14 protein-coding genes are annotated in these 15,624 nt (G+C 55.8%); 6 read left to right on the top strand and 8 right to left on the bottom strand.

Annotated features, from left to right (window positions below; genetic code table 11):
- Positions 1 to 222: 222 nt before the first annotated feature.
- Positions 223 to 1,428 carry an MFS transporter gene (locus AB4P96_RS17535; RefSeq protein WP_177034617.1) on the bottom strand — a complete coding sequence of 402 codons (1,206 nt, stop codon included), beginning with the start codon at positions 1,426 to 1,428 and terminating at the stop codon, positions 223 to 225.
- Positions 1,429 to 1,542: 114 nt separating this feature from the next.
- Here AB4P96_RS17535 and AB4P96_RS17530 point away from each other — a divergent pair, with 114 nt between their 5' ends.
- From AB4P96_RS17530 to AB4P96_RS17520, 3 genes are read left to right on the top strand one after another with little or no spacing between them, the layout of a single operon-like run.
- A complete protein-coding gene (locus tag AB4P96_RS17530; protein ID WP_395599866.1) occupies positions 1,543 to 2,454 on the top strand; it encodes a LysR family transcriptional regulator in 912 nt (303 codons plus the stop codon).
- A 42-nt stretch (positions 2,455 to 2,496) separates the two neighbouring features.
- Positions 2,497 to 4,551 carry a prolyl oligopeptidase family protein gene (locus tag AB4P96_RS17525; RefSeq protein WP_395599865.1) on the top strand — a complete coding sequence of 685 codons (2,055 nt, stop codon included), beginning with the start codon at positions 2,497 to 2,499 and terminating at the stop codon, positions 4,549 to 4,551.
- Positions 4,552 to 4,601: 50 nt separating this feature from the next.
- Positions 4,602 to 5,444: a DUF1460 domain-containing protein gene (locus AB4P96_RS17520; RefSeq protein ID WP_099549830.1), complete on the top strand. Its 843-nt coding sequence runs from the start codon at positions 4,602 to 4,604 to the stop codon at positions 5,442 to 5,444.
- A 152-nt stretch (positions 5,445 to 5,596) separates the two neighbouring features.
- Here AB4P96_RS17520 and AB4P96_RS17515 read toward each other — a convergent pair whose 3' ends face one another.
- From AB4P96_RS17515 to arsQ, 6 genes are all read right to left on the bottom strand, one after another.
- Positions 5,597 to 6,151: an arsinothricin resistance N-acetyltransferase ArsN1 family B gene (locus AB4P96_RS17515; RefSeq protein WP_017135547.1), complete on the bottom strand. Its 555-nt coding sequence runs from the start codon at positions 6,149 to 6,151 to the stop codon at positions 5,597 to 5,599.
- Between the two features lie 147 nt (positions 6,152 to 6,298).
- On the bottom strand, positions 6,299 to 6,988 hold the full coding sequence (locus tag AB4P96_RS17510) for an aquaporin (RefSeq protein WP_232626294.1): 690 nt from the start codon (positions 6,986 to 6,988) through the stop codon (positions 6,299 to 6,301).
- A 90-nt stretch (positions 6,989 to 7,078) separates the two neighbouring features.
- Complete coding sequence (gene arsM / locus AB4P96_RS17505; RefSeq protein ID WP_017135549.1) at positions 7,079 to 8,128, bottom strand: arsinothricin biosynthesis methyltransferase ArsM; 1,050 nt, start codon at positions 8,126 to 8,128, stop codon at positions 7,079 to 7,081.
- Positions 8,129 to 8,144: 16 nt separating this feature from the next.
- Complete coding sequence (locus AB4P96_RS17500; RefSeq protein ID WP_176992250.1) at positions 8,145 to 9,026, bottom strand: methyltransferase type 11; 882 nt, start codon at positions 9,024 to 9,026, stop codon at positions 8,145 to 8,147.
- Positions 9,027 to 9,037: 11 nt separating this feature from the next.
- Positions 9,038 to 10,312, bottom strand: coding sequence for an arsinothricin biosynthesis radical SAM protein ArsL (gene arsL / locus AB4P96_RS17495; RefSeq protein WP_017135551.1), 1,275 nt, complete (start codon positions 10,310 to 10,312; stop codon positions 9,038 to 9,040).
- Between the two features lie 72 nt (positions 10,313 to 10,384).
- Positions 10,385 to 11,524, bottom strand: a complete 1,140-nt coding sequence (arsQ, locus tag AB4P96_RS17490; protein ID WP_395599864.1) for an arsinothricin export permease ArsQ — start codon at positions 11,522 to 11,524, stop codon at positions 10,385 to 10,387.
- Positions 11,525 to 11,787: 263 nt separating this feature from the next.
- On the opposite strand from arsQ, the gene AB4P96_RS17485 reads away from it, so the two are divergent.
- Positions 11,788 to 12,285, top strand: a complete 498-nt coding sequence (locus AB4P96_RS17485; RefSeq protein WP_017135553.1) for a MarR family winged helix-turn-helix transcriptional regulator — start codon at positions 11,788 to 11,790, stop codon at positions 12,283 to 12,285.
- A gap of 55 nt (positions 12,286 to 12,340) precedes the next feature.
- Here the strand turns inward: AB4P96_RS17485 and AB4P96_RS17480 are convergent, their stop codons facing one another.
- Positions 12,341 to 12,550 carry a DUF3577 domain-containing protein gene (locus AB4P96_RS17480; protein WP_100219272.1) on the bottom strand — a complete coding sequence of 70 codons (210 nt, stop codon included), beginning with the start codon at positions 12,548 to 12,550 and terminating at the stop codon, positions 12,341 to 12,343.
- Between the two features lie 214 nt (positions 12,551 to 12,764).
- On the opposite strand from AB4P96_RS17480, the gene AB4P96_RS17475 reads away from it, so the two are divergent.
- Both AB4P96_RS17475 and gcvA read left to right on the top strand, forming a co-directional pair.
- Positions 12,765 to 14,291 carry an alpha/beta hydrolase gene (locus tag AB4P96_RS17475; RefSeq protein WP_232626295.1) on the top strand — a complete coding sequence of 509 codons (1,527 nt, stop codon included), beginning with the start codon at positions 12,765 to 12,767 and terminating at the stop codon, positions 14,289 to 14,291.
- A 390-nt stretch (positions 14,292 to 14,681) separates the two neighbouring features.
- Positions 14,682 to 15,578 (top strand): transcriptional regulator GcvA, encoded by an 897-nt coding sequence (gene gcvA, locus AB4P96_RS17470; RefSeq protein WP_017135556.1) that lies wholly within the window; start codon positions 14,682 to 14,684, stop codon positions 15,576 to 15,578.
- Positions 15,579 to 15,624 lie beyond the last annotated feature (46 nt).

Genomic DNA, 15,624 nt, shown 5'->3' with positions numbered 1-15,624 from the left:
CGGATCATGCGCGGCGAGGTGCTATGTCACGAATCGAATGAAACAAAGGTAACTATCATTCGGAATGATATAAGCGAGATGCGAGCCCTCTAGAATGGCGTTTTCGTTAGGGAGCTATCAATAGGCGTGATGACAAAGGTGTATTGCGTAGCGTGCAAGGAACGAGGCTCACAACCCGCTGTCGTTGCCTCGCAACAAGATGAATCCACTCCTTCAAACGTCTTACGGTGGCGTCAGGCTGACACGCTTACTAGCAGTCAGCCCTCCCAAAAAGTACATCAACCCGCCCGCCACAACAAAAACCACCAACATATAAAACATGCTGTACGCCGGCTGCGTAGCCAACACCCACCCACACAACACCGGCCCCAACGCCGCGCCGACATTGCCCAGGTTCTGCGCGGCGTAGTACATGCCGCGCAGGTGATTGGGCGCGATGTTATCGATGAACATGTATTCGGCCGGGAACACGATAATTTCGCCAAGGGTGAAAATCGCCATCGACAGCACCCACATCAGCAGCGTGGTCGACAGCGCAAACCCGCCCAGCCCGACAATAAACAGGCTCAGGCCAGCGGCAAGCCACCGACTCAGGTAGCGCGGGGAAATCCGTTTGCCGAGGCTGTATTGCAAGCTGATAACTGTCAGGGCATTGGTGGCCACGATTGTGCTGATGATCCGGTAGGTCTCCTGAGGTGTAGTGGTGACGATCAGGTACTGCGAGAGGTAGGCCGTGAACTGGCCGAATACCACGGCACTGAGAAGTCCGCCGAGGGTAAAGCACACCAGGCGGTAATCGCGCAGCAGCAGTGTGGCGACCGCCAGGAACGCTACGGGTGGCTGGTTTGCTTGGGCCGTCTCCAAACGCCTGTCGCCCCACACGAAGTAAATAAACAAGAACCCGGCACCCAGCCCGGCTGACATCAGAAACGGCAGGCTGGCATCCACGGCGGCCAACCCCGCGCCCAGGAACGGCCCGACGGCATAACCGATATTGGTCAGCGTGTATTTGATCGAAAACGCTTCACTGCGCTGTTCAACGGGGAGCAGGCTGCCAAACCCGGCTTTTACCGCGATATCAATCACCGCATACGCCAGGTTCACCAACACCAGGCACAGGTAAAACAGCCAGAGCGCAGGCGCGATAGGGGCGCCGAGAAAGCCCAGCGTGAACACACCGCAGAAGAGCAGGATAAGCCGGTAACTGCTCATCCGATCCACCAGAAAGCCGCCATACAGGCTCAGCAGCGAGCCAATGATCAGTGTGCTGCCGATCACCAAGCCGATATCGGCGATGCTCAAGCCAAAGTGGCTCGACAAATAGATGACCAGGTAGGGCAGGGTGATTGCGCGGGCGAGCGTCAGTATCAGCGAGGCGCTCAATAGCAGGTTGAGGGTGGCGGGGTAGTTTTTCAGCGTGGCCAGCATTCGAGCCTCAGAGTCCATTTATCAGAGTACAAGCAGCTTACCTTTGAACCGAGTTCTGATTTAGGATGGTTTTTATCCAGACACAGGAACTCAATTCATGAATAAGGGCTGTGCATGTTTTCTTCAGAGCGCCTGAAGGGCATCGATGTATTCGTCTGTGTCGCGCAGTACGGCAGCTTTACGGCGACCGCCGGGAAAATGAACCTGACCGCCTCGGCCGTGAGTAAAAGCATTGCGCGCCTGGAAGCCCGTCTGGGTGCCCGACTGTTCCAACGCACCACGCGCAGGTTGTCGCTGACCGATGCCGGCGTTGCCTACCTGCGCACCTGCACCGGCGTATTAACCGACTTGGAAGAAGCCGAATGGGCATTGCAGGCTGAAAACACCGAACTGCGCGGGCGTGTGCGCATTGACCTGCCCGGCGCCTTTGGCCAGGCGCAGGTGCTGCCGATCCTGCTGCCGTGGCTGAACACTCATCCATTGCTGACCCCGCACATCTCCTTCTCTGATGGCTTTGTCGATCCGTTCAAGGAAGGCGTGGATATCGTCGTGCACATCGGCGACGCCCCGGCCTGGCCGGAGACGGTAGGGCACCAGTTACTTACCCGAGAGTGGCATGTTTTATGTGCGTCCCCTGCGTATCTCACTCGCCACGGCACGCCACAGTCCGAGCGTGACCTTGAACAGCATCCGTGCATTGCCTACGGCTGGGTCGATGGTCGCGTCAGCCACTGGCAGCACGCCGGCGAACATGGCGCGACACTGCACAGCCACGTGCAGCCGCAACTGGTGATCGGCCATGGCAACGGCCTGAAGATGGCTGCGCTGGCCGGCTGCGGTATTGCACAACTGCCGTCGTGGCTGATTGAGCAACACTTGCAGGACGGGTCGCTGGTGCAAGTCTTGCCGCAATGGGCAAGTGAAGGGATGGGCATCAGTGTGGCCTGGATCAAAAGCCGCCACGCGCTGCCCAAGGTGCGTGCGGTGGTGGAGGTGCTGGTTGCAGGGTTGGGCGCGGTTGAGTGACACTCCTTGATTTTCCGAACAAATTTTCCACAGGATGCGCAGATGCCAAACCTCCCGACACCGCCTTCCACGGGCGACGATCCTTACCTTTGGCTGGAAGACGTCGACAGCACGCAGGCGCTGGATTGGGTGCGCGCACAAAACCTCAAGGCCCACGCCCGACTCGCCGAATCCGCGCCTTTCAAGGCGATGCAGGCCGACCTGCTGGCGGTGCTCGATTCGGACAGCAATATCCCTTACGTGGAAAAAATCGGCGCCCACTATTACAACTTCTGGGTCGACGCCGCCCACCCTCGCGGCCTGTGGCGGCGGACCACGCTGGCGCAATATCGCAAGGCGCAACCGGCCTGGGAAACCGTGCTGGACATCGACGCGTTGAATGCCCGGGAAGGTGAGAATTGGGTATGGCACGGCGCCGACTGCCTGCACCCTGGTTATCAACGCGCCTTGGTTGCACTGTCCCGCGGTGGTGCGGACGCGAGTGTCACGCGCGAATTCGACCTGGTCGAAAAAGCCTGGGTCAATGACGGCTTCGAGTTGCCCGAATCCAAGGGCGGGCTGGGTTGGATCGACCACGACAACGTGTATGTGTTTACCGACTTCGGTGCAGACAGCATGACCCGCTCGGGTTACCCGCGCATCGTCAAGCAGTGGCAGCGCGGTACACCCCTGAGTGCCGCGACGATCGTCTACGAAGGCCGGCACGACGATATGTATATCGCGGCGATGCACGACAGCACGCCGGGTTACGAGCGTGATTTCGTCAGCCGCACCCTGGCGTTCTACAACAACGAGCTGTACCTGCGCGCCCCGGATGGCACGCTGAGCAAAATCGACGCGCCGAACTCGGCCGACAAGTCGGTGCACAAAGACTGGTTGCTCCTGCAATTGCGTGATGATTGGGCAGTGGGTGATGGCTATGTGGCTGGCTCGTTGCTGGCGATCAACTTTGCACGCTTCATGGCCGGCGCGCGGGATTTCGACCTGTTGTTCGAACCATCGGACAGCACCTCGCTGGCCGGCATGGACTGGACCCGCAACCACTTGGTACTCAACGTGCTGGAGGACGTCAGAAACCGCCTCAGCGTGCTGACGCCGGGCCCACAAGGCTGGGCACGCAGCGCATTTATCGGCGCGCCGGCGATGGCGACCGTGGATGTGAGCGCCGTCGACAGCGATGACAGCGACGCCGTGTGGATGGTCACCCGAGGTTTTCTCACGCCGGTCACGCTGTCACTGGCCGACCTTGACGCGCAACCTGAAGTGCTCAAAGCCATGCCGGCGTTCTTCGATGCGAGCCGGCATGAGGTTGAACAGCATTTTGCCGTGTCCAAGGACGGCACCCGCGTGCCGTATTTCCTGGTGCACGAACAGGGCTTGCAGTACAACGCCAACGCGCCGACCTTGCTCTACGGTTATGGCGGTTTTGAAGTGTCGCTGTGCCCGGAGTATTCCGGCGGGCTGGGCCGCGCCTGGCTGTCCAAAGGCGGTGTGTATGCCGTGGCGAATATTCGCGGCGGCGGCGAATACGGCCCGCGTTGGCATCAGGCGGCGCTCAAGCACAAGCGTGCGCGCGCCTATGAGGATTTTGCCGCCGTGGCGCAAGACCTGATCGAACGCAACATCACCTCGCCCCGGCACCTGGCCGTGCAAGGTGGCAGCAACGGCGGCCTGTTGACCGGCAATATGCTCACCCAATACCCCGAGTTGTTCGCGGCCGTGGTCGTCCAGGTGCCTTTGCTCGACATGCAGCGCTATCACCACTTGCTGGCGGGCGCCTCATGGATGGAAGAGTACGGCAACCCGGACGTGCCTGAAGAATGGGCCTACATCCAGACGTTTTCACCCTACCACTTGTTCGACCCGGCCAAGACCTACCCGCCGGTGCTGTTCACCACCTCGACCCGCGATGACCGCGTACACCCGGCCCATGCCCGTAAACTTGCGGCCAAAATGATCGATGCCGGCCAGGACGTGACGTACTACGAAAACATCGAAGGCGGCCACGGCGGCGCGGCGGATAATGCCCAGAGTGCGTACATGAAAGCGCTGGTCTATGGCTTTCTGTGGGAGCGCTTGAGCGCCGGCCACGGCTGACTTGCGCTGGCAGGTATGATCGGATGCCCCTTGGATAAGTGAAGAGTCAGATGCGCACACCCTATGTTTTTATCTTGATGTCGATGCTGTTGGCGGGTTGCGGCTCGTCGGGCGCAACCACTGGAAATCATGCGCTCGAACGTCAGCAAAATGCAGCGCTGACGTCCGGTGCGACGCTGGATCCTTACACCGTTGAGAAGCTCAATGCGATTCTCCAAGAGCGTCCAAACTACCGGTTGCTTCCCGCGGGCCAACAGATCGGCCTGATCTCGGAGGCCTTTTTAGGCACGCCCTATGTTGCCAACAAGTTACAGGGCTCACTGAGCACGCCCGAACAGTTGGTGGTCGATTTTCGAGGCCTGGATTGCTTTACCTACCTGGATTACGTCGAGGCCCTGCGACAATCGGCAGCACAACCCGACTTTATGAAAAACCTGCTGCGCACGCGTTATGTTGATGGCGATCTCGACTTTCTGAGCCGTAAGCACTTCTACACGGATTGGGCCTACAGCGGCACGTATAAGCCGGCGCAAGACATCACCGCGCAGATAAGTGCCCATGCCGTTCGCCGCGAAAAACGCCTCAACCAAAAAGCCGACGGCAGTACCTACTTGCCTGGCCTGCCGGTGGTCCAGCGTACGGTCACCTACATTCCTGCCGGTTTTATCGATAAGAAGGTCATCAATCGCCTGCACGAGGGCGATTTTATTGGCATCTATACGCCCTTGGCCGGGCTGGATGTGACCCATGTGGGGTTCTTTATCATGACGGACAAAGGCCCCGTACTGCGCAATGCGTCCTCACATTCAGGCAGCCAGAAGGTGGTGGATTCGCCGTTTCTGGCGTATGTGGCCAACACGCCGGGGATTGTTGTGCTGAGGGCGAAGGAGTAGGTGGGCGAAGTAGGGCTTTAGCGCGCGAGGCCGCAAACGCGGTGGATCGGCAACCTTGAACTTGGGTCTCTATGGGTTTTGTTACAGGCTATCGGGGTTCCAAAAAAATTGACGAAGAGAAGCTTCCCGGCAATGCAATCGAGCAACCAAGCTCAAGCAGGTGCGCAGTTCTTCATATCGCGAAACGGGGTGATTTCCAGTGGGGGCGTCTGCGCACAAAGTGGCGCCCGCCAATAGCCCACGCTGTGCCATTGACCGTGTTTGTACCCAACTTCAGGGTAAGTACCAATATGAGTAAAACCGAGCGCTTCATGGAGGCCTATGCTCCCCGCATTGGGTAATGCGATGCCAGCATAGGCCGCATGGAACCCCTGCTTCTCAAGAAGGGGAAGTAGCTGCTGATAAAGCGCACGAGCTATCCCTCGTCGGTGCACGGCGGGGTCAACGTAGACGGTGACGTCTACCGACCAGCGATAGGCCTCTCGAGTTCGATGCTGGCTTGCGTAAGCGTATCCAACGACCTTGCCGCCCATCTCTGCAACCAGATAGGGGTACGTCCGCAGGGTTACTGCAATTCGCTCCGCCATCTCGTCGATTGTCGGTGGTGCCAGCTCAAACGAGATGACGGTGTCCAACACCATAGGCGCATAGATAGCCTGGATGGCAGAGGCATCAGCGGGTGTTGCAACCCTAACGTTGTAATTCATGTTTTTCCTTGCTGTTTGCCATAATGAACCGTGGCTGGTCCGGGCTGAACCATGCAAGGCATCAACCGGGATCAGAATATCGCGCTGGATTCGTATATCACCCTTTTGAAAAGCTTCATCACATCCGCGAATCGAAGCGAGGCTCGATCACTGTATAGGGAGCTTCTGCTCCTGCAGGCCTGGCTGCGGGATGTCCACGATCACTTCTTTCCCCCCAAGAACCTTCGCCAGGAATAGTGCAGTCAGCCCGCCAAAGAACTGCGAAATAATGAAGGGTGCAGCATCTGAAATACGTATTCCCGAGAATGTATCGGTGAACCCGCGAGCAATGGTCACTGCCGGATTCGCAAAGCTCGTGGAGGACGTGAACCAGTAGGCTGCGACAACATACGCGGCAACTACCTGAGGCACTTTTGCTTTGTGATATTTATCGCACAGCAGAATTGTCAGTACCAATCCCGACGTTGCCAGGTACTCACTGAACCACTGCGAGGGTCCTGTGCGAGCGTGGTGGGAGAACTCGACCAAGGGCAGCTCAAACATCAAGTGCGCGGCGAATACACCGAAAATCGCACCCATCGTTTGAGCTACCACGTAGGGGCCCAGTTGCTTGCTGCTCAGTCCTCCGCGCAAATAGTCGACTACAGAGACTACCGGGTTGAAGTGCGCACCCGAAAAAGTGGAGAAGCACACGATCAGTACATACAAGCTCGTGCCAGTTGCCAGCGCATTGGCAAGAAGCGCTAGCGCATCGTTACCGTTGGCCAGGCGCTGACCCATGATTCCAGAACCAACTACGGTGCACAGCAGAACTGCTGTACCGAGAAACTCAGCCAAGATCTTCCGTGAAGTACTCATTGGATAGGCTCTATGAGGAGAGATTTTAGGGGTAGCGGCTACTGAGATGGCTCGTAGCCGCAGACGCTGTTACGAGCAGCAGGACTTGGGCTTAACGGGCTGACTTCCCTCCACGACATACAGCGCATCGCCTGCGGAAAGGTAGGCATCCTGTGAGGCTAACTCCGTGGGCACGCCACGCTTGTAAACTCTGCCGCTATCTCCGGTGAGTTCGCGGCCAGGCCCTCGGTAGATCACCGTTGCAGGTGTCCCATTCTGAACTTCGGGTTTGGTACCGGTGACAGTGACGGAGTAGAACCGGACAGAGCCAATTCGCTTGGTTGAGGCGTCGTTCCGGGCCTCAATCTTTATTCCCGTGAGACCGACTTCCTGAAGCTGCTTGTAGAACTCCTGCTCCTGAAGTACGCCTGAGTAGCAGGCCGACCACAGCTTGGTGTCTCGTTTCAATTCGTCAGGAATGGCGATATCTGAGACGTTGTCAGAAATTGCAAAACGGCCACCTGGTTTCAGTACCCGATAAATTTCGGCGAAAACATTCTGCTTTTCGGTCTCACCAACTAGATTGATCACGCAGTTCGAGATCACCAGATCGACAGACTGGCTGTCGATAAGAGGCTTGGACTGGGAGCTATCGCTGATGAACTGCTCGAAGTTTTTCCACGATGCCCAATCAGCACAAGGCTCTGTACGCAGGCGTTCCTCGGCCAGCTCCTGATCGATTTTCAAGTTGCTCGCGGAGGCCTGGTAGAAACGCAAAGGTGCGCTATCCGTTGCCTTCTGAAACGCCTTCGCTTCTTCACGAGCGATCTGCAACATGCTTGGGTTGATGTCGATACCAAAGACAGCACCGTTACTACCGGCGATTTGGGCAGCGACGTAGCAATTCAGACCGGCCCCTGAGCCCAAGTCCAGGACGACATCACCTTCGCGCACATACTTGGTCGGGTTACCGCAACCGAAGTTGGCTTCGATGATTCGCTTTGGAATGTTCTTCAGGTACTGGGCACCATAAGCGTCGCTGCAGCAGCTCTCAGTCAGCTGCGATTCAAGGACAACGTTGCCGTTGCTCAACGCTTCGGTGTAGTCCGCGATGATTGTGTTTTCAATTGCAGAAGTCATTGCTCACATCTCCCGTTCAGCAGCACGAACTACCATCAGCGCAGCACGATTCCTCGGCTGAGCCTGCGATGGGCACAAGCCCTTTGGTGACCTTGGGGTCTCGAACTGAAGGCGTGTTGCAGTCGAAGAAGCCGCTCTTGTCCAAGTCTGGCTCGACATAGCAGCGCACTGGTATGAATTGGCCTTGGTAAGGCGCTGACATCAGCAGATTGAAGGTCTTCTCGCACACCGCGGTACGGACGCCGCGCTGGTAGGTATGGCCGTCGTCGTCGACCGTATGTTTCCAAGGACCTTTGTAGATAACGGCATGCCCTTGGTCGAGGCACACGCCGGCCTTACCCTTGTATGCGCTCACGGTGAACAGGCGGAACTCAATGCCGTCCTGAATGGAGACAGGCACCTCGGATGCCAGCTCATAGGTGATGCCATGGAAGCCCGCCTCGCAGAGCTGCTCGGCAACAGCAGACTCGGTGAGTGCGTTATTACACTCCAACCCCTCAACAGTGAAGGCCCGGAGCGCTACGGCTTCCTCATCAGACAGAATCGCCGGAAATACCAGTCGACCATGACGTTGCAGTCGCTCACAGAGCGATTGCGCGATTCGGCCAAACTCGGGCTCGGCATTGAACCCTTCCCAGTAAATGTTCGCGAACACGGCCGCAGTGGAGTTGGCTTCGTCCGAACTCGGACTGAACACTACGCCCTGAGCTTGCCCATACTGGGCTGTGAGTTCGTCATTGCGGCTCGCGGAGCAGATGAAAAGAGTGTCTTTGCCGTTCTTGAGCGACCTGCTCAACGACTCGTTATGAGCGCGCCAAGCAATATGGCCCGGCACCTGAAGACCATCGGTTTGGTTGGCCAGCCTGAGAGCCGCCTGCAACAAAGTAAGTGACGACATCTATTATCTCCTTAGCATTTCAGGCAGCAACGTTTGAACACACCTGCTTCTGGCGGTGTGACCGAGTCCATGAAGAGCTTGTCCAGGCGGGAATCCGAATGCTGCCAGTCGAAGTGAAACTCGTGCTCCTCCAACTGCAGTTCCTTCACCGTGTCGTTGTTGAGCAGCGGTGAGCCCTTGTAGAGATGCAGCCGAGTTTCAAACTGAATGGGGTCGACGATGTTCTCCAGCTCGTTGCGAGCAATGAAATCGTGCAGCTCGGCCATGTCCTCAAGGCTCACCCAAGGGTTGAACGTGATGAAGGTCGGGTTAACCTTGACGCTGGCCTCTTTCAGAAACGCCAACGCCTCCTCGATCATGGGCACGTTCATTTCCTTGAAGACCTGGTCGAGAACTTCCTGCTTGGGGAACTCCAGCGCGGTGGTGATGAAGGCAAGCCCGAGCTGCCCCATTTCTGTGATGGCGTCCTTGTTCTCCAGAATATGATCCACGCGAGTGGTGAAGTCATAAGTGAGATCAGGGAACTGCGAATGCAGAGTCCGGATGATTTTCAAACCATGCTTCTTGGCATTGAAAAAATCGGCATCCGTGAACGTGAGGTGAGTCATGCCCTGTGCAACGAGGTTCGCCACGTCGCGCTCAACGAGATCGTCGGAGACCAAAAGCACCTTGCCGTCATAGGCCGCATACACCGAACAGTAGGAACACTTATGGTGACATCCGCGCGACCCTTCGACCCCACCCACAACTTTCTTTTCGCCGAGCAACTTCTCCAGCTGAGGTTGCGGATATTTGTGTAGAGGCGGTGCCAGGTCCCTGCGCGGCAGGCGGAATCCGTCACGGATCAACTGAGGCACAACGATCTCACTGGAAAGGCCGCGAGTCCGATCGATCACTCCGCGCAGATCTTGGTCCTGTTCGCCACTCAGATGTTTGGCCAAGCTGACAATAGGTTTTTCCCACTCGCCTGCGATTGCATAGTCACCGTATTTGGAGGCCAGGCTTTTTGCATTGATGGTCGCGTATTGACCGAAGAAGCAAACTTTTTGGGAGGGCTTCGCTTCTTTAAGCTGCTTGGCCAACTGCGTTCCCGCAGTCAGAGAGTCAAAAAGCGGTACGCAGATGAAGACCACATCTGCGTCGCTGAATCTCTCCAGGGAAAGTCCCTCGACGTAGATATCGATGAGCTGCGCGTCGATATCTGCATCGAGTAGGGCTGTGGTTGCAGATATCGCGTTGAGCGGTTGATACCCCCCTTCGAATGTACTGGCGACCAGATAATTCATTCTCTTTCTCCTTGAGTTCAGGCACGACAATTCGGTGACTGGAGTCACTGTTGGTTTTGTAGGAATTCGAAGTTAAGGCGATATCAGCAGAAGAACTGCCAGCCCTATGAATGCTTGTAGAACTGAGCCTGCTGTCACCAAGCGCATGTATCTGCCGGTGCTGTATTCGGGAAAAGCGTCCGATTTGACCAGCCAGTAATAGCTGTCGTTAGGGAGAATGGCGACAAAGGATCCGAGACACACGGCGAATGTGACGCTCATCAAGTCCACCCCGCTGGACGCCAGGATCGGCGAGAGAACAGGAGGGATGGCAGCGAAGGTCGCAAGCGAAGAACCATTCAGTGTTTTGAATACCGCTGCCAACAGGAACACCGCAACCAGAATATGCGTGGTGCTGCCCGACGCGCTGAATGCCTGCTGAATCAGATCCTTGGGAAGCACCCTACCAAGGGCCTGCCCCAACGCAGATGCACAGCCGATGGTGAACAGTAGCGAGCTGGTTCTACGCATCGCTTTGGAGAGCAGATCTTGAACCTCACCAGGTTTGCAGCTAATCGCGATCAATAACGATGTGGCGATCAGCGCACCGGCGGGCGTAGTAAAGAACTCGATTACAGAGTGCTGGTTCTTTGTGAGGGTGTACCCGGCGACCAGGAGCGCGAAAAATACTGCCAGAGGCAGAATTACTTTGAAAACCGAGTCCTGAGGCACGGTCGGGGCCGTCGAATTCTGGGGGAATGAAAAGTCTGTGCGAGTCGTCCAGTACGTCCAGATCGTTCCAGTTATCCACGTGACGACGGTGAGCAGCAACCCTAGATACAGAAACTTTGGGTCATGAGTGTTGGCTCCCAGCCCAATCCCGATGATCAGCGGGCCTGCGGGCATCAGCAGCTTGAACCCTGAGTAGCATCCTATGGCGATGTATTTCCTGTGTTGCCCCGCAATGGGAGCAAGAGAGGCGTAGGCCGTATCGGGACAAACCATCCCAGAACCCAAAAGGGGTGATAGAGAGATACCGAATTTTCCAAAAGACACACTGCCTTGCGTCGAGATCCATCCGGCAATGAAAAACGCGCTCAGGATGACGATGGCGAAATAGCCGAGGTTGTTTGCGAAGCCTTCGCTCAGCGATTGAAATACGTCACCGCTGCTAGTGCCGGCAAGAAGAGGGATTAGAATCGCGCCCAGTAGCATTGCGACAGGGAGAGGCATGGAAACGCTGCTCCATAGGTTCCGTAAACGGGAACCTGTTTTCGTCCTAAGCGCTTCTACCAACATCCTTGTGTCTCCGAAAGCTACCGGAATTGCCGTTTGATAGGGCCGCAGGCCTTGCCTTCAGTCCACAATCGCAAAATACGTTGCGAGTCGCAACTAATATATTGGAACAATTTTGCTAGGGCTTATACCCAAAAAAATGTGTCGCTTCGGGTGCTAAGGTGTTATTAGCGTTTCCCCGGAATTGCGAGCCGAGTGCTATGACAAAGATTGATCAGATCGACCAGGATGCCGAACAGCTTTACGAAGCGCTTAGTCACTTGGTTCGCGTCTACCAGTTTCGTGACAGAGACCGCAGCTGCTGCGAAGGGTTATCCGTAACTCAATGCTACGCGCTGGAGCACGTGATAAAGGCTGGGCCTGTTCGCGTTCAATCGCTGGCGAGTGAGCTTTATCTAGACAAGAGCAATGCCAGCCGGCTGGTGGACTCACTTGCCAAACAAGGGCTGGTGCGCCGCGTACCCGACGAAACGGACGGCCGAGCGTTAGCCATTACAGTTACACCAGAAGGCACGGCCATCTATGAAAGTATTCGGTCGGATTTGGTGGGAGAAGCTCGCGATCTTGCCTGTGATTTGTCGAAAGAAGCACGTGACGGGGCGATACAAATGCTTCGCCGTTTCGCCAACGCCACAGAACAACGCTGCGGCTTGAAAGACTTCAGTCGTGACGAGTACCTGCCAAGCAAATGCTGCTGATTTACAGGTTCAGTAATGCAACCGGTTGTAGGTAGGTCTAGCTAGGCAGTAACTATCAAAGGGTAGTGGTTCTATCCCTGTACATGATCCAAAGCTTGTATTTGGCATCAGTGAAAACATCCGCCCACACATCGCCCAGGCGAAAACCGATCAATACGTTGCGTGCAGCGGCCTCGGCTTCAGCGCAACGATGAACCAGATCCCCAGCCAAGCCACCCAGTCCCGTTGGGGTTGTGGATCGTGAGATCCAGATAGGAGAGGGCATTCACCCTCTAAGAGCGATGAGCGTTCTTGAATTCTGCGAACTATAGTCATCCTGCTATGCGGTGATTAACCACACTCACGGCATAAGGGCATTTACATAGTTCAACGATTGCAGACCACTTACGAGCCTGGGGAATACTATGCAAAAACTTGAATGGGTGTGTGTTCTGACGGGGTGCATCGGACTTTTTGCGTGTTCAGACCAGCGATCAGTTATGGAACCGTACGAAACGAGCCTGAAGGTTGGTAGTTCCAATGCCAAGAACTTCCATTCTGTTTTGCATTTTCCGTCCGGAACCGCCTTGCATTACCCAGGTTACGTGGTTGCGCTCGAAAAAAGCCCACAATCGATAGTGGGTGGTCCCAAGCCCTACCCACAGGTAAGTTTTGTAAGAAGTGGTCAGTACATAAACAGCGAGCAAACGAGTGCGGGTGATACGTCCAATATTATCAGCAGATTTCAGCGCAACGATCCGAAGGCAATGTTCATCTCACATATCGTTCAGAATCGCTATACCCAGAACGTTGCGGTGTTGTCCAAGCCCTACGTTTCCACCTCACATTGTTTTGTTTACAACGCTTATGCCGCTAAACCATTGGCACTCATAAAAGAGGATTATGACCTCGCTAAAATCAGCGATTGGCACGCCTGCAGAATCTCCACGAACCTGGATAAGGTGGACGCGAAAGCCTACCAATTGTATGACTATGGAAAGTACGCGTTGGCCTCGTTGGAAACCAACCTTACGCAAGACCTGCTCGACGGTAGTTATACGCACATTCTGGTTATTGTTATGGGCTGGAATACCTCTCAGCAAGAGGCAATCCGAAACTTTAATGACCTCACCGGCAACGTAATTGCGGCCTCGCTTGAGGACAAACGAGGCCTCCAGGAAAACGAGATCAATCGCAAGGAGGCACTGGATACACAGAAAGCTATCAATGGACCATTCAGGCCACTAGTGATTGGCGTCACCTGGCCTTCCTATTGGTCGAACTCTGCCGGTAACGTATTGAGCTACTCAAATAAGGCAGGCGACGCAGATGAAGTCGGATTGTCTTGGCTCAATAAAATTCTGAACGAGACAATTCCCAAGAGCCTGGCCGCTTCAGGTAGCCCCGCACGTGTGGTTGCACTAGGGCATAGCTTTGGGGCTCGGGCAATGACGAGGGCTGTTTTCAGTTCGCCTGCGCTGGTACCTATAGATAACCATTTCCCTGATCAGAAGATGGTGACTAGCTCCGTTGATCTCGCCGTCGCTTTACAAGGTGCAATGAGCATCAATCGGTTTGTAGCTGGCTTGAGCAGTGAGGGCGCTCCTTACCGTGATTATGCGAAGTTAAAAAACACTCAGTTGGTACTTACTGCCGCGGCTAATGACAGTGCGGTGGGCTCTCCATTTATCATTTGGACGTCACCAGCAGGGTCGATCAGTTCTTATCATAAAGCTTGCGACTCGCCCGATTCGCCTTATAAGGATATATTTAATTGTATGACCGCGTCTGATACTTCGGCAGCGTCGGCAGGCAGCTTCAGTATCTGCAAGCATGGGGGGCAAGCTTGTAATGATCCATTCGATGGCAATCGGCAAGTCCGGAAGGTCTCTTATATAAACGTGTCGGACGGCATCACCCAATTTAATTCTCCGGGATCAGGAGGTGGTGCGCATAGCGATATTTATCGCGTGCCCATGGGGCGTCTACTGTGGAAGTTGATAGAGGAATATGCCGTAAATAAATGATGGTTCTTATGAGCGAGGTTGGTATCGTCGATTTTTTTGAGAGCTGTAAGGCAGGCTTTGCCTGCCTGGTCTTTTTAACGTTTGCTAGAAGTTATACGGTTGCGATCTTGAATCGCTAAGGTGATTGAGTCAGTAGCGCTAGAGCAGTAATAAAATTGCTTGGCTCGATAAGAGGAGGGCTGTTTGTTTTCCATATGGCGGGCCTTAGTATGCTTTGGGTGGCACAGGCAAATGCGAGAAGGAAAGTTAAAACCGAAAATGCTTTTTGAGTATTCAGTTTGAATTGAGCCACGGTACTGTCACGGAGGCGACGTTTACAGTGAACTTCGCCGCTGCATGAGCTAACGTTCATGCCTACGCTTTTCCGATAACTCGCTGGATACCGCCCCTATGAGAGATCTGCCGCCCACCGCGACCTTGCGTGCTTTTGAAGTTGCGACCCGCCACCCGACGTTTACAGCCGCCGCACAGGAGTTGCATGTGACTCAAAGCGCGGTCAGTCACCAGCTCAAGCACCTGGAGGCGCTTTGGGGCGTGCAGTTGTTTGAGCGTGGCAAGGCGTTACGCCTCACGGCGGCGGGGGCTACGCTGGCGCCCATCGTGCGGGAGTTTTTCATCAGCCTGGAGGCGACGTTGGGTGACTTGCGCGAGCAAAAGGGCAGGGTGCGACTCAGCGTCAGCACCACCTATTCCTTCGCGCTCAAATGGTTGCTGCCACGCTTGCCACGTCTGGCTCGTCAGCACCCCGAGCTGTTGGTCTCGCTGGACACCACGGATAAAATCATCCACTTCTCGCACGGCCAGGCGGATGTTGCGATCAGGCTGGGCAAGGGCAATTACCCAGGTCTGCATTCGGAGTTCCTGTTTGGGGAGCAGGTATTCCCTGTGGCCAGCCCCGAACTGCTGCGACGCGTGGGGACGCCGCAGAGCCCCGCAGACTTGTTGCACTTCCCGCTGCTGACGCGCGATGGCGCCGAGTTGGTGCCAAAGTGGGAGGTGTGGTTTCAAACCGTCGGCCTGGCCTATTTGCCGCTCAAGGAGAGCGTCAGGTTTGGCGATACCAACATGACGGTCGAGGCGGCCTTGCTCGGCCAGGGCGTTGCATTGGTGCGCAGCGGGCATGTCGAGAAGGAAATCAGCGATGGCCGTTTGGTGCGGCTGTTCGACATACCGCTGCCATCGCCGCTGGCTTACTACTTCGTCTGCCCCAAGGGCATCGAATCGCAGCCGCACATCGCCAGCTTTCGCCAATGGCTGGTCAGTGAGGCGCTGAAAGTACAGGCGTAGACAAGCGAGTTATGAGCATCTGCTCATGGCGCAATGAGGAGACTTC

This window comes from Pseudomonas sp. B19125, assembly GCF_044218855.1.
Taxonomy (GTDB): domain Bacteria; phylum Pseudomonadota; class Gammaproteobacteria; order Pseudomonadales; family Pseudomonadaceae; genus Aquipseudomonas; species Aquipseudomonas edaphica.
Note: the sequence above shows the minus strand (reverse complement) of the source record. Positions and strands in the feature narration are given on the sequence as shown.